At 46.8% G+C, this 15739-nt stretch carries 12 protein-coding genes; all 12 read left to right on the forward strand.

Annotated elements, in window-relative coordinates; all coding sequences use genetic code 11:
• Positions 1–123 precede the first annotated feature (123 nt).
• The 12 genes from JFN88_RS11715 (at position 124) to argC (ending at position 15689) form a co-directional block, all read left to right on the forward strand.
• Complete coding sequence (locus JFN88_RS11715) at positions 124–1179, forward strand: flagellin N-terminal helical domain-containing protein (protein WP_199019480.1); 1056 nt, start codon at positions 124–126, stop codon at positions 1177–1179.
• A 189-nt stretch (positions 1180–1368) separates the two neighbouring features.
• Positions 1369–1749: a flagellar protein FlaG gene (locus JFN88_RS11720; protein WP_233167732.1), complete on the forward strand. Its 381-nt coding sequence runs from the start codon at positions 1369–1371 to the stop codon at positions 1747–1749.
• A gap of 12 nt (positions 1750–1761) precedes the next feature.
• Positions 1762–3249, forward strand: coding sequence for a flagellar filament capping protein FliD (gene fliD, locus JFN88_RS11725; protein ID WP_199019481.1), 1488 nt, complete (start codon positions 1762–1764; stop codon positions 3247–3249).
• Between the two features lie 14 nt (positions 3250–3263).
• Positions 3264–3665 carry a flagellar export chaperone FliS gene (gene fliS / locus JFN88_RS11730; RefSeq protein ID WP_199019482.1) on the forward strand — a complete coding sequence of 134 codons (402 nt, stop codon included), beginning with the start codon at positions 3264–3266 and terminating at the stop codon, positions 3663–3665.
• On the forward strand, positions 3658–3993 hold the full coding sequence (locus tag JFN88_RS11735; protein ID WP_199019483.1) for a hypothetical protein: 336 nt from the start codon (positions 3658–3660) through the stop codon (positions 3991–3993). Before fliS ends, JFN88_RS11735 begins: the two co-directional genes overlap by 8 nt.
• A 177-nt stretch (positions 3994–4170) precedes the next feature.
• On the forward strand, positions 4171–4368 hold the full coding sequence (locus JFN88_RS11740; protein ID WP_028559287.1) for a cold shock domain-containing protein: 198 nt from the start codon (positions 4171–4173) through the stop codon (positions 4366–4368).
• Between the two features lie 305 nt (positions 4369–4673).
• The gene (locus tag JFN88_RS11745) at positions 4674–8645 is read left to right on the forward strand and encodes a hypothetical protein (protein WP_199019484.1); all 3972 of its coding nucleotides are present in this window, start codon (positions 4674–4676) and stop codon (positions 8643–8645) included.
• Between the two features lie 211 nt (positions 8646–8856).
• Positions 8857–9405, forward strand: a complete 549-nt coding sequence (gene hpf / locus JFN88_RS11750) for a ribosome hibernation-promoting factor, HPF/YfiA family (protein ID WP_199019485.1) — start codon at positions 8857–8859, stop codon at positions 9403–9405.
• Between the two features lie 272 nt (positions 9406–9677).
• Positions 9678–12188 (forward strand): preprotein translocase subunit SecA, encoded by a 2511-nt coding sequence (gene secA / locus JFN88_RS11755; RefSeq protein WP_199019486.1) that lies wholly within the window; start codon positions 9678–9680, stop codon positions 12186–12188.
• A gap of 48 nt (positions 12189–12236) precedes the next feature.
• A protein-coding gene (gene prfB / locus JFN88_RS11760) for a peptide chain release factor 2 (protein WP_199019487.1) occupies positions 12237–13353 on the forward strand; the annotation gives its coding sequence in 2 pieces (ribosomal slippage) (positions 12237–12308 and positions 12310–13353; 1116 coding nt in all).
• A gap of 238 nt (positions 13354–13591) precedes the next feature.
• On the forward strand, positions 13592–14509 hold the full coding sequence (locus JFN88_RS11765) for a YitT family protein (RefSeq protein WP_199019488.1): 918 nt from the start codon (positions 13592–13594) through the stop codon (positions 14507–14509).
• A 130-nt stretch (positions 14510–14639) separates the two neighbouring features.
• Positions 14640–15689: an N-acetyl-gamma-glutamyl-phosphate reductase gene (gene argC / locus JFN88_RS11770; RefSeq protein WP_233167735.1), complete on the forward strand. Its 1050-nt coding sequence runs from the start codon at positions 14640–14642 to the stop codon at positions 15687–15689.
• Positions 15690–15739 lie beyond the last annotated feature (50 nt).

Below are 15739 nucleotides of genomic sequence, written 5' to 3' on the forward strand. Positions count from 1 at the left end.
ACAAATGCTATAAAGTTATTTGAATCCGTGTCGATATATTAATTAAGCGTGATAATAGTGCGGCCGACCTATTATCGCAGCTCCGCAAGGATGCGGAAACATATTTCAAGGAGGAAATTTAATATGCGTATTAATCACAACATTGCTGCTTTGAACACTCATCGTCAACTGGGTAACAACACTGCTGGAGCTTCCAAAAACCTGGAGAAATTGTCTTCCGGTCTTCGCATCAACCGTGCTGGTGACGATGCTGCTGGTCTGGCAATTTCCGAAAAAATGCGTGGCCAAATCCGTGGTCTGGACATGGCTGCTAAGAACGCTCAAGACGGTATTTCCCTGATCCAGACTGCTGAGGGCGCCCTGACTGAAACTCATAGCATTCTGCAGCGTATGCGTGAACTCGCTGTTCAAGCTGCTTCTGATACGAATGAAGGCGTTGACCGTGAGAAGCTGCAAGCTGAGGTTAACGAATTGGCTAAAGAAATTACTCGTATCTCTACGGATACCGAGTTCAACAACCAAAAAGTATTGGATGGATCTTTTAAGGAAAAGATTTTCCACATTGGAGCAAATGCAGGTCAGAACATTAAACTAAGCATCGACAACATGAGCTCTGATTCGCTGAAAGTTGGTCAAAACCTTAAAGCAGATGGAAACGATTTGAAAGATTCAGCTGGTTCGGTTGTAGGCACATGGCAAGCTGCGCAAGCTGCAACTCCAGCAGTACCCGAAGTCCCTGAATCTGCTCCAGGTGCTGGTGATGGCACGCCGGCAGTACCAGCTCAGGAGGCTAAAGCCGCTGGTTACTATGATACTGATGGTAAACTGGTCTTAGCCGCAGATGCTGCATTGGCTGCTGATTCTGAAGTGACTCTTGGAGTTGATATTTCCTCCCAAAGCACTGCAGATGCTGCAATTACAACTATCAATGATGCATTAAATACGGTTTCCGAAGAGCGCTCCAAACTGGGTGCTAACCAAAATCGTCTTGAGCACACAATTAATAACCTGGGTACAACTTCTGAGAACTTGTCTGCTGCTGAGTCTCGTATCCGTGACGTAGACATGGCTAAAGAAATGATGGATTTCACGAAAAACAACATTCTTACACAAGCAGCTCAAGCTATGTTGGCTCAAGCGAATCAACAACCACAAGGCGTACTGCAATTGCTTCGTTAATAACTTTACCAAGGTTTCCGGTAGCTACCGGAAACCTTTTTCTTTTTGCATCAAATAGAAAAACCTGAAGCCAAACGCATTTTAATAACTTTTTACATAAGTGCTTTAAAATCTGAGGCTGAAACTAATACAACAGCCGCTGCCAACCGATATATACATCAATAGTTATTATTTGTGAGAGTAGGTGCAATGATGAATCTGCAAATTTCTTTTTCTGGCAGCACAACTTCTGTTACAGGCAGTTATCCTCAATTAGCCAAGTTAGGGGTAGAAACAAAGCAGCAGTCGTCAAATTCTGTGAAGGATAGCGAGCAACCGGAGTCGAACAGTACTCAGCTATCTATGGGAGAAGAACAGTTGGTCCGCTCTATTGATCGGGCAATTAAGGCGCTGCAAGGACCTGAGACGGCAGTTGAAATCAGTGTCCATGAGAAAACTCGGGCATTTATGGTGAAAGTGCTTAATAAGGAAACAGGAGAAGTTATTCGAGAGATCCCTCCAGAGAAAACATTGGAGCTTGTTGCCAAGATGATGGAGTTTGCAGGTCTCATCATTGATGAACGAAGATAGGAGGATGGAAAAATGAGAGTATCAGGTTTAGCATCACAAATGGATATCGATGATATCGTAAAAAAAATGATGGCGTCAAAACGCGCTCCGCTTGATAAACTGAACCAAAACAGACAGCTTATTGAGTGGCGCAGAGATAGCTACCGGGAAATTAATAGTGCTTTGGCAGATTTCAGGTACAACAAGTTGGACAAGCTTAGATTTTCATCTGCAACGAATGTGTACAGTTCTACGGTAACCGGGAATAAAACGGCCGTTTCGGCAAAGGCTACATCAGTAGCCAATCAAGTAACGATGACAGTAGAAGTAAATCGACTGGCCACCCAAACGACCTTGTCATCTGCTACACTTGACGATTCAACGACGACGAAAACAAAACTAGGTGAACTAGGCACAGGAGATACTTTTACACTCGAGGTTTCCCGCGGTTCATCGACAGAGGCGCAAAAATTCACATTTTCCAAGGATGATACAATTCAAACCGTCTTAAATAAAATTAACGGTAATCCGGATGCCAATGTTCAGGCTTCATTTGATGAAGCATCAAAAAAGTTTATTATTAAATCAAAAGAGTATGGAAATAGTGAAATCTCTTTTGAAGGGTCTTTGCTTACAGATGCTTTTAAAATTGAAAATCCTTCAGACAGTGGTGAAGGCGGACCATTACAGTTAGGTGCGACAGCCTTAGTAAAGATTAATGGCAAAGAATACACATTAGATAGTAATCAATTGACTATTAATGGTGTAGAACTCACTTTCCTGGAGAAAACAGGTGACAAGGATGCTGTTATAACCACGACAACAGATAGTACGAATCTGATAGGCACTATTAAGTCTTTTGTTGAAAATTATAATAGTTTAATTGGATATCTTAATTCTAAAACTAGTGAGCAAAAATATAAGGATTTCCCCCCACTTACTGCTGAGCAAAAAGAGAAGATGAAAGAGGATGAAATTAAACAGTGGGAAGCCAAGGCTAAAAGCGGTATTGTGAAAAATGACGATATCGTAAAGGATACCCTTTTTCAAATGAGAAGCTTGTTATGGGGTGCTTCAACTAAGCTAGGGGACAAGACACTAGATTTATCATCAATTGGTATTACTACAGGCGGGTATACAGAGAATGGTAAACTCTATATTGACGAAGAAAAACTGCAAGAGGCCATTGCCCAACATCCCAATGAGGTAGTTGCTATATTTAGTGGTAATGGTGAACAAGAAGGTGTTTTTCAAAAGATGCACGCCCAACTCATGACTCCGCTAACGAACCTTTCACAAAGGGCAGGCACATCGAGATATAGCGCGGATGTCTCTCTGAGTCTTAATGAGCAGAGTACTATGGGAAAAGAATTATTCAGTTTAAAAACAAGAATATCTGAGCTTACTAAGCGACTTGCAGTTACTGAAAACAATCTCTACAAACAATTCACCGCCATGGAAAAAGCCATTAACAAATTGAACATGCAATCCGCGAGCCTGGCAAACTTTGCGGGACAATAGGAGGGCCATTATCGATGATCACATCTCCTTATGATAAATACAGACAATCGTCCGTACAGACATCGACACCGGGTCAACTTCTGCTTATGCTGTATGATGGAGCGATTCGTTTTGTACGTGGAGGGATTGGGGCCATTACCGACCAGGATTACCAAAAAGCCAATACTCTGCTTGGCAAAGCCCAGTCAATCATCAGTGAGCTTAGAATTACGCTGGACTACTCCTATGAGATTTCCCAGCAGTTGTCCAGTCTCTATGAATATATGAATCACCTTTTAATTCAGGCAAACGTGAAAAAAGAAACGGGTCCGGCTGAGGAAGTGTTGGGCTACCTTATCGATCTTCGGGAAAGTTTTGCGCAAGCCGCCAAGTCCGCCGGGAATGTGACGCAGGATAGTGTTCATGCAAATGGATAAATTAATTGCGGGCCTGGAACAACTGAACGAAGAAATTATGCCGAATTTAAACGAAGCCTCGTATGAGGCATTGTCAGAATTTGTTGAAGTGCGGCAGGAAATCATTGATGAAATGGCGCGAATGATTGCCGAGACCCCCTTAAACGAAGCGCAGAAAAATCGGATACTGCAAATTCAGCAAACAGAGGACAGCATTCGGATGCGAATGTTCGAGCTGAAAAATGAAGCGACCGACTGGCTTCGCAACCGGGAACAGGTGAAAATTCAGCACAAAGCCTACGAAAATTCCTATGCACAGGACAGTGTTTTAATGGATCGAAAGAAGTGAGTGCAAATATCGACACCATTTGACAGAGTGCTTACGGGCACTCTTTTTTCTATGTCCATTAGGATTAAAACGCTTACAAAATAACGTTTGACTTTTCTGTGACAGCATTGTATATTCGAGATGTGGGCCATATTAATGCGATCTCACAGCTATATGATGATGAAGGGAATGTTATGAATGCAAGGTAAAGTAAAATGGTTTAATGCAGAGAAAGGTTATGGATTTATCGAGACTGAGCAAGGCGGCGACGTATTTGTTCACTTCTCCGCAATTCAAACCGACGGTTTCAAAACCCTTGAAGAAGGCCAATCGGTCGAATTCGACATCGTTGAAGGCGCTCGCGGTCCACAAGCTGCTAACGTAGTCAAACTGTAATATCCGGCTTTCCGAAGCCTTGGATAGTAAGGATACACTTGACAAGTGCTGGAAACTCAACCCTCGGGCAACCGGGGGTTTTTTGTTATACAAGCTCTAGTAATTTTCAACTACCCATAGGGAGTGAATATAGTAGTTTAGCAGAAATTATTTTCTTTTTTTGTGAGCGGGATCATATTTTTGAATGAGAATTATTGGTATAATAGTGCTGCAGTTTTCCCATTTACATGATGATAATGAAGGAGGAGAATATGGTCGCGCCCCATCTACGTTTCACAACAAATATCCTATACAGGATAATAGCTTTGCTTTGCATTGTTTCTCTGTTGATTTCCCACTTTGCATTGCCTTCGGTCGCCTACTCAGCAGGTGAGGGGGAAGAAAATTGGCAGACGCCGGGGGCGATAGCCGGCGAGCTTGTTCTGAACCAAAGCCACGAGCGGTTAAATTACAGGCTGAAAATTACTCAATTGACTGGGGACGAGCCTTTATTTGCTGAAGAGTATACTTGGGAAGGGACGGAACATCAGAAGTTTAGTTTTAATCAGCTTCAAGCAGGTGATTACAAGCTGGAGCTATTTTATAGAGAAGAAAGCAAGCTGGTTTATCAACTAAAGCTCGCAGCAGGGGAAACTTCCCATGTTCGCTTCTTCCCGGAGCAGGGAGGAAATGGTGTTCTGAAAGGCTCTATAGCTTTCGATGAGGATTCTTCGGGGGAAGGGTTCAGGATGTCGTTGCAGTCCTTAAGCGGTACTGGTCTTTATGAGGGACTACAGACGGATTATACGTTCCAAAGCTATGCTTTTGTAGGGCTGCCTAATGGTACATATAATATGTCTGCCAACTATAAAGACATGCAGCAACAGAGAAACAATATCTCCCTGGAAGCGGGGGAAGCGCTATCTGTCGACTACAAATTTCTTGAGAATCCGGTGGAGCACGGGTACAATCTGAGCGGACTTCTGACCAGCACCAAGAGCGGACAGCAGGTAGGCTCCATCTATCTGATTCATAATAAATCTACATGGCTGACCAAGCCGAATGCGGAAGGCTATTACAGCGTGAATGATATTCCTGCGGGGAAGTATACCATCGTTGTCTATGCCTACAATCCTAATCTGGATTATACGGTCCAAGGGTTTGAAGTCAATCAGAATCTAACTGATTTTAGTTATAAATACCGGGATTATTCCCGTGAAGGCACTGGCACGTTGCAAGGTCGTGTAATCGATGCGGACGGCAATCCGCAGGGCTTCAACCAGATTTGGCTCAAGCCGCTAGGCGCTGATTTCTCTTATTTGCCTGAAAGCTACAGCTGGGGAGGCCATTCTGACGCAGAGGGATCTTTTATTTTCCATGATCTTGAGCCTGGCGCGTATGAGCTGTCTGCCGGGGGCGGAATGTCGCACGGGAAGACGAATGTGCTGATAACAGCCGATAGTGAGACATACCGCGATGTCAGAACCGTAGAATATGACAAAGCTCGAAGTATCCAAGGAGTTGTAACCGGCTTTGACGGGACAATCAAAACTGGAGCGCCTGTACGTCTTTACAGCCTCATTCAGGATGAGACCGGAGAGCTGTTAAATGAAACGAGATCATCTGTAGATGGCTATTATTTTAATTTTTTGACCCCGGGCATATATATCGTTAAAGCGGAGATCGACGGTATTGAATCGGCGCGGAGATTCGAAATAGGCGAGGATGAAACCGAGAAAACGGTGAATATCGGGAACGAGCCTCCTGTCGTTTCCCGCGTATACATTGAAGGCCAATATGTGATAGGCAATCCATTATTGGCAACGGGTGTAGGGTACTACGACGAAGAGGATGATGAGCAAGACATACCTGAATATCAATGGGTAAGCTCTGAGACTGAGGATTCGGGTTATGTAGCGATTGAAGGAGCAACAGACAATACGTATATGATCCGTCCTGAGGATGCGGGAAGATACATCTCGGTGCTCTATACGCCAAAGGCCAAGACTGGAACTGTGAGAGGAGAGGTTGTGAAGGCGACGCCAAAAATTGTGCACGATTTGTCTGAACTGCATGTAGCAGGAGCCCAGGTAGTTCAGGGCGTCCCATTTGACCTTGACATTGAAACCGCCAAGGATTATGGCGGCTTCGATATTGATGGTGAGTACCAGGTCCTGGTCTGGCAAGGGGATACCGTAATAGCCGAGGTATCGGCGCACTTTACGTCCGGTGCAGGGCGTGTGAATAACCTCGTTATTCAGCAATTGGGCAACCAGTTATTTTATATTCAAGTGGCGGGAGCAACGACCAAAAAGCCGCTGGATCTAATTGTCTCAGGGAATCAGCCGCCAAGGGGCGAGGTTAGCATTGCATATGAAGGGACAGCGCTGCCAGGCAGTATCCTGATATCCTGGCTTGCATATCTGGACCCGGAGGGTGATCCGGAAGGGGAGCATGATTACCAATGGCTGAAAGCCAATCCTGGCAGTGAGGAATTTGTGGCGATTCAAGGCGAAACCAGGAGTACTTACACAGTGCGTGATCAAGATGCGGGCAGCCTGATCAAGCTTCGGGTTATCCCCCGTGCTGCATCAGGTACTTTGGAGGGAGAAGCGATCTATAGTCAGGCGGTGGCGATTGAAGACCTTTCCGGGATTTCTAGCATTCTTCCAGTCGGCCAGCCGAAAGCGGGCGTGCCTTTTCAGATTGCGATAAGCGGAGCTCGAAACTACAGCGGCGAGCTGCTGAATGGCGAACACAATGTACAATTAACACGCGGCATTGAAGGTCCGACCGATAGCTATCCGGTTAACTTCAGTTCAGGCGAAGGTATCATTTCGGACATTCTGTTCGACGAGGCAGGCGAGCATTTTTTATTGTTGAAAATCGGGAATCAAGTGAGCCCTGTAGGCTTCAGCTTCTTCGTTGGCGGGCCCAACCAACCCACTGTGAGCATTGTCGGGAATGGAACCCCTGGACACGAGCTTGCCGCGGTTTTTGAATGGTCCGGTGAGGGTGGCGGTGAACCGGGTGAGCTTGACTATCAATGGCAGATTGGCGGGACGCTGGAACAACCTGAGTTTGTTCCCATTGAAGGGGCGATTGGCGATACTTATTTGGTATCTGTCCAGGATATTGGACAGAACATCAGAGTTGGAGTAAGGCCCAAGGCAGTAGAGGGCATGCCGGAGTTCGAATTCGAATTTTTGTATAGTGAACCTGTGGAAATTAAGGATCTTTCGAATATCGGGTATATATATCCGCTGAGTGACCCCATCGCCGGCCAGCCGTTTGATCTGGTATTGAGTGAGGTAAAAGGCTACAGCGGTGAAGTATTGAACGGCATTTATACAGTGAAAGTTAAAAATGCGGATAGAGAACTTGCTAGCCGTGAGCTTGAATTTACTGAGGGTTCCGCTATCGTGCAGGGGGTCACCATCGAAACAGAAGGCGATTACGAAATCACAGTACAGGTCGCCCAAGCTGCTTCACCGAGGACAGCGACGATAACCGTGCTGAAGGCCGTCATGCTGCCGACAGGCACTCTGACTGTTTCTGGGAATCCGCTTCCCGGCCATTTATTATCGGCTCAAGCAGTCTATAGCAGCGACAATGAAGAAGCAGAGGGCACACACAACTTCCAATGGTCCAGATCAGCCGACGGCGAGTCCTTTGAGGCGATTCAGGGGGCAAATTCCGATGCGTATACTGTTCAACCGGAGGATGTCGGGTATTATATTCGTGCAGAAGTTGTTTTCCGTACGAGGGAAGGCGCAGGTGGCAATCCGGTTTATAGCGTTTCGGTGCGGATCATAAACGACGCTCAACCCGTAACTGGCATTACCTTCATTGATACGAATCCAGGAGTCGGGATTGTCAGCGGGGTAGTCCGCTGGAATACAGTTGCCGACGAATCCCGAATCACAGGCTATTCGGTTTATTTTACGGATCGCAACAAGCAGCGGATCGGTAATGTACTGGGGGAAGCATTGAAAGGCTTGAGTCCTTACATTCCGCTGAATCGTATGCAAGTGCCTGCAGATGCCGTGTACATTGCGGTTTTTGTTAAGACTGACAGCGGCATTGCTGCAGAAGGAGCGCTTATTGCATTAGAGGATTCTACCTCTACCGAAGAAGTTAGAAGGGCATTAAAAAATTATCTGTTCCCGAATGTTCTGGAAGTAAACATTGAGCACATCATGTCGGTCATTCGGAAGAAAACCGATATCAATGGGGATGGGGTTTTTGACAAAGAGGATGCCCGCCTAATTCTTTCTTTGATTGGCATGACCTCCTAATCAATTGAGATGAACATTAGAGTTGAAATCCCTGTTGCATTGTATGCGGCGGGGATTTTTTCTTACATTTTCTATGTTCACATCATGCCTGAAAAATGTGACCAAAAATTTAAATTGAATTTTCTAAATATTCAAAAATTAGAGTCGCAAGGCTTTGAAGTGGGGTGCCTAAATGTGGTATGATAGAGTCAGATCAAAGGAGGAGTGCCCTATGAAATACAATATCCGAGGACAAAATATCCCAGTAACTGATGCCTTACGCGACTATGTAGAGAAAAAATTAAGCCGCTTGGACAGGTATTTTGAAGCACCTCTTACCTCTGAAGTCAATGTCACCTTATCTGTAACGAAGAACAAGCATGGTATTGAAGTGACGATCCCGCTCCAAGGCACAATGCTTCGTGCGGAGGAGAAGAAGAATGATGATATGTATGCATCCATCGATCTGGTCGTGGACAAACTGGAGCGTCAGATTCGCAAATTCAAAACAAAAATCAATCGGAAATTTCGACAAGAAGGCAGCCTGAAATCACTCCTGAAGGAGGAAGGCGGATCAGTTAAAGTTGCGGAGGAAGATGACGAACTGGAAGTTGTCAGAACCAAGCGCTTTACCCTCAAGCCGATGGATGTGGAAGAAGCTGTATTGCAAATGAATATGATCGGACACTCTTTCTTTGTATTCGCCAATGCCGAATCGAAGGAAGTCAATGTTGTCTATAAACGCAGCGACGGGAAATACGGCCTGATTGAACAAGGCTGACGCGGCGCATAACAATGAATGAAAAACCGGGCCTTCAAGGCCCGGTTTTTGCCAAATATAGGACTGCTCATCAACAGCGCTCGGAGGAACCTTTCCCAAGGCGGCTCTAATCAAATGTAATTCTTTCATCTTATTGTAGAAAGACAGTGCAACTATCGGAAAATTATTTCCGTTATATGGGTAAGAAAGCAATAACGCCGCATTGCGGGAGTGGGTACAAACTGATACAATTTAGGCATTGAGGAAAAACTGAAAGGGGTTTACCATATACGATGCTCGGACTGGTGAAGAAAATATTCGGGGATGCCAATGAGCGTGAAGTCAAGCGACTCATGCGCACCGTAGATCAAATTAACGCGATGGAACCGGATTTTGTCAAGCTCTCGGATGAGCAGCTCCGCGACAAAACCGATGAGTTCAAGGCACGACTTGAAAAAGGGGAGAAAGTAGAGCAAATATTGCCAGAGGTGTTTGCCACCGTACGGGAAGCTTCCAAACGGACACTTGGCATGCGTCATTTTGACGTGCAGCTGATCGGCGGCATGGTGCTGCACGACGGCAAAATCTCTGAAATGAAAACCGGTGAAGGTAAAACGCTCGTAGCGACACTACCGGTATATTTGAACGCTTTGATTGGCAAAGGGGTTCACGTTGTTACGGTCAATGACTATTTGGCTCAGCGCGACAGCCAGCTAATGAGCCAGCTTTATGAATTTTTAGGCTTGACGGTTGGCTGTAACCTGAACTCTCTTTCCCACGAGGAGAAACAGCAGGCTTATGCTTGTGACATTACCTACGGAACGAACAATGAGTTCGGTTTCGATTATTTGCGTGACAATATGGTCTTGTACAAGGAACAGATGGTTCAGCGTCCTTTATTCTTTGCGATTATTGACGAGGTCGACTCCATTCTGATTGATGAAGCACGGACGCCTCTTATTATTTCCGGACAAGCTGCGAAATCGACGGAGCTTTATTTTGCTGCGGATCGCTTTGTGGGCCGCTTGAAGGCAGAAGAGGATTATACTGTCGATATCAAGCTTCGCTCGGTTACAATGACTGAAACTGGTGTTGAGAAGGCAGAGAAGGCCTTCGGCATTGAAAACCTGTTCGACCATGCGAATGTGCTGCTTAACCATCATATTCAGCAAGCCTTGAAGGCTCATGCCATTATGAAACGCGATGTGGACTATGTGGTGCAGGACGATGAGGTTGTCATTGTTGACGAGTTCACCGGGCGTCTGATGTCCGGCCGCCGCTACAGCGACGGACTGCATCAGGCGATTGAAGCCAAGGAAAATCTTGAAGTTCAAAATGAGAGCATGACCCTGGCGACAATCACGTTCCAAAACTACTTCCGGATGTACCGCAAGCTGGCTGGGATGACAGGTACAGCCAAGACAGAGGAAGAAGAGTTCAAGAAAATTTACGGGCTTGATGTGGTTCAAATTCCAACGAACCGTTCCATGATTCGTAACGATATCGCCGATGTTGTGTATAAGACGGAAAACGGCAAATTCAAAGCTGTGGTAGACGAAATTGTGAAGCTTCACAGCAAGAACCAGCCGGTACTTGTAGGCACCGTGTCTATCGAGAACTCCGAACGCTTGTCCGAAATGCTCAATCGCAAAGGAATCGCGCACAAGGTTCTCAATGCGAAGTTCCATGCAGAAGAAGCGGAAATTATTTCTCGTGCGGGGCAATTCGGCTCCGTTACGATTGCAACCAATATGGCCGGCCGCGGTACGGATATTTTGCTGGGCGAGCAGGTAGCCGGGCTGGGTGGTCTGCATATTATCGGTACTGAGCGACACGAAAGCCGCCGAATCGACAATCAGCTTCGCGGGCGCGCAGGACGCCAGGGTGACCCGGGGGCATCGCAGTTTTACCTGTCTCTTGAGGATGAATTGATGCGTCGCTTCGGCTCCGAGAATATTATGGGTATGATGGAGCGACTTGGTTTTGAAGAGGATCAGCCGATTGAGAGTCGACTTATTACCCGGGCAATCGAGTCTGCGCAGAAACGTGTCGAAGGCAACAACTTTGACCTGCGTAAAGTCGTACTGCAGTATGACGATGTAATGAATCAGCAGCGCGAAATTATTTACAAACAGCGCCGCGAAATCTTGCATTCCGACAATATCCGCGATGTTGTAATGGATATGATCAAACCAGTGGTCGATCGTATTATTGAAGCTCACTGTCCAAGCGACGATATTCCGGAGAACTGGGATCTTCAAGCCATTGTCGACTATGCTCACGGGACCTTCCTGAATGAAGGCACATTGAGTAAAGATGAGCTGTGGGGCAAGGAGAAAGAAGAGATCATAGCCCATACTTTGGATAAGGTAACCGCCCTTTATGATGAGCGCGAGGAAATGATGGGCTCCGAAATGATGCGCGAGTTCGAGAAGGTTATCGTGCTTCGTGCAGTAGACAGCAAATGGATGGACCATATTGACGCGATGGACCAATTGCGCCAGGGAATTCACTTGCGGGCATACGGCGGTACGGACCCGCTGCGCGAGTACCAGTTTGAAGGCTTTGAGATGTTCAAGGAAATGATTGAGAGCATTCAAGAGGAAGTTACCAAATATATTATGAAGGCGCATGTGGAGAAAAATCTGGAGCGTCAAGCTGTAGCCGAAGGTCAAGCAGTCGAGGATAGCAGCAAGAGCGATCCGAAGGCCAAGCAGCCGGTACGCAAGGATGACCGTGTAGGACGTAATGATCCGTGTCCATGCGGCAGCGGCAAGAAATATAAACAGTGCCACGGCAAATAAGTTTGTTGCCGGGATGAACTGTATTCTATAAGAGGTGACAGAAACAATATGATCGACTCATCAGTGAAACAGGATTTAAGGGAAATGGCAGCAAAACTTCAAAACTTAAGGGGGTCTCTTTGACTTAGATCTTAAGCAAGAGATGATCGCAAATTTTGAAGAGAAGATGACCGCTCCAGATTTTTGGGACGATAACGATAAGGCTCAGGGAATCATCTCTGAGCTGAATGCCATCAAATCAGTTGTTGAGCAGTATGAGAAGCTGCAAACCGAGCACGAGGATTTGGAGACGATGCTGGAGCTTGCGGATGAAGAGGGAGACAGCGATATGGTAGCCGAACTGGTCGGCAGTGTGTCGTCCCTCGTTGCCAGTGTTGGCGATTTTGAGCTTCAATTGCTGCTGAGCCAGCCCTATGACAAGCTCAATGCGATTCTGGAGTTGCATCCGGGAGCAGGCGGTACGGAGTCCCAAGACTGGGGGCAAATGTTGTACCGCATGTATACCCGATGGGTCGAGAAACGCGGCTTCAAATACGAAATTCTGGATTATCAGGATGGGGATGAAGCAGGAATCAAGAGCGCTACGATACTGGTCAAAGGCTATAATGCTTACGGCTATCTGAAGGCGGAAAAAGGCGTCCATCGTCTGGTGCGTATCTCGCCATTCGACGCTTCGGGCAGACGGCATACGTCCTTTGTTTCTTGTGATATTGTTCCTGAGATTACCGACGACATTGAAGTAGAAATTCGTACCGAAGACCTTAGGATTGATACGTACAGGGCTAGCGGCGCGGGAGGACAGCACGTCAACAAGACGGAATCGGCCATCCGGATTACACATATCCCGACAGGGATTGTCGTTGCTTGTCAGCAGGAGCGCTCACAGATTCAAAACCGGGAACGGGCAATGAAGACGCTGCGCTCCAAGCTGTACGAGAAAAAGATCGAAGAGCAGCAGCGCGAACTTGCTGAAATTCGCGGGGAGCAGTCGGACATCGCCTGGGGAAGCCAGATTCGTTCGTATGTGTTCCATCCGTACAGTATGGTGAAAGACCACCGCACATCCGTTGAAACCGGCAATGTTGGCGCTGTGATGGATGGTGATCTGGATCCGTTCATCGATGGGTACTTGCGCAGTCAAATCAACCAAGACCCTCAGTCTTAATTGTTTTTTCTTGAAACAGAAGCTTTTATAAGGAGACCGCATGGAATTTAGCTCCAGCGGTCTTTGTTTATTTGCATGCCCATCTTTTCCACATTCTCGATTATATAATGATTTACGTTTTGGTTCACTCAGGCGAGAAGCCGCATGATGGGGCGGGTCTTTGCACATACTGTTCGAAAAGATGGGGCTGCGAATTTCCAATTTATTTACCTACATATATCTTACGAGAAAAGGATGTATGCCGTTGAGCGGGATCAAAGACCATCCTCCAGCTGTAAAGAAACGTCATCGGAACCGCGTTCATAACCGTCCGATACATCCGGCAAAGCAAGCTGCAGGCCGAATCCTGTTGCTTGTTTTAGGCTGCTTGTTTGTAGCGGTCAGTTTTAATATGTTTTTTGTCTCCAATGGAATTGCCTCAGGGGGCGTTTCCGGCGTATCCATCATTGTACAAAGAACGCTGGGCATTGTTCCTGCTTACACGCAATGGGCGCTGAATGTGCCGTTATTTTTCGCAGGATTGTTTGTGTTCGGAAAGCGCTTTGCGCTGCAAACCGTACTCGGCTCGCTCGTACTGCCATTATTCGTGCTCCTCACCTCACACTGGTCTTCTCCGACAAGCAATCCGCTGCTTGCAGCTATTTATGGAGGAATCGGGGTTGGAATCGGTCTTGGACTTGTGTTCCGGGGGCGGGGCTCCACGGGCGGACTTGATCTGGCGGCACAGCTTTTGCACCGGTATACGGGCCTTCGCCTTGGACTGGCACTGCCGCTATTTGATGGTATGGTTATCCTGGCCGCAGGACTCATTATATCGCCTGAAAATGCGCTTTACGCTTTAATCGCCTTGTTTGTTACGAGCAAGACAATTGATATCATGCAGACGGGGCTTCTCGTATCCAAGGTTGCTTTTATTATCTCGAATAAAGCTGAGGAGATTGGCGAAAGCGTGCTTCATGATCTCGATCGGGGGATGACCCGGCTCATTGCGCAAGGCGGCTACACCGGCGAGGATCGACCGATTGTGATGGTCGTCGTCAGCCAGAATGAGGTGCCCAGGTTAAAGTCGCTTGTCCAGGCTGTTGACCCGCGCGCTTTCGTTATTATTAGTGATACGGCGGAAGTTCTGGGAGAGGGATTTAAAAGGACAGAATAATCGTTGTATTTATATAAATTTCAATGTATAATAATTCAAAGTTGGAAGTCCGGTATTTTAGATGAACGAAATGACAGGTTGTTTTCGATTTCTATATACTTTAATAGATAAGGATGGGAGAGAGTGAGAAATGAGTAACCAGATTCGTGTTGCGGTCGTGGGATCTACAGGCTATGGCGGGGTTGAACTAATCCGTTTGTTGGAGGCCCATCCGTATGTCGAGATTACATCCGTTATATCATCTTCCTCAGCAGGCGCGCCAATTGCTGAGGGTTTTCCGCATTTGACGGAAATCCGTACAGATCTTCTGGACGCGGTTGATGCAGAAGCCACAAGGAGCAAGGCTGATCTCGTATTTCTGGCAACACCTTCAGGTATTGCTTCACAATTGGCTCCACAGATGTTACAGGCAGGTCTGAAGGTTATTGATTTATCCGGAGATTTGAGGCTGAAGTCCCCGGATTTGTACGAGCGCTGGTATAAAAAGCCCGCCGCTGATCCGGCACTGCTGGAGCAAGCCGTATTCGGTCTGGCTGAAGTATTCGGCAACGAGGTGAAGGGACAGGAACTTATTTCCAATCCAGGCTGTTATCCAACAGCGGCTTTGCTAGGGCTGGTGCCGGCTGTTGCTGCCGGCTGGCTCGATCCTTCAACTATCATTATTGATGCCAAGTCCGGTGTGTCCGGTGCAGGTCGTGGTGTTGGACTCGGGACTCACTACTCCGAGCTGAACGAGAATTTCAAAGCCTATAAAATCAACAAGCACCAGCACATCCCTGAAATCGAACAGGTACTGGGGCGTGTGGCTGGGAAGCCTGTCGTCGCGACCTTTACCACACACCTTGTGCCGATGACACGCGGCATTATGTGTACGATGTATGCTGCCATTTCAGGCAATCATAGCACTCAGGAATTCATAGAGTTGTACCGCAGCTACTATCAAGGACGCAAGTTTGTCAGAGTTCGTCCGGAAGGCCAATGGCCGGCTACCAAAGAGGTGTCCGGGTCCAATTATTGTGACATTGGGTTTGCAGTCGATGAGCGCACAGGCAGAGTGACGATTGTATCGGTGATTGATAACCTGGTTAAAGGCGCTGCCGGCCAGGCCATCCAGAATTTGAACCTGATGATGGGCTGGGACGAGACGCTCGGACTTCATTTTGTTCCGGTTTACCCGTAATACTCATTTATATGCATATTTATTTCGCGGAACGCTGCTGCCTGAGATGG

The sequence above is a fragment of the Paenibacillus roseus genome, from assembly GCF_016424485.1.
Taxonomy (GTDB): domain Bacteria; phylum Bacillota; class Bacilli; order Paenibacillales; family Paenibacillaceae; genus Paenibacillus_D; species Paenibacillus_D roseus.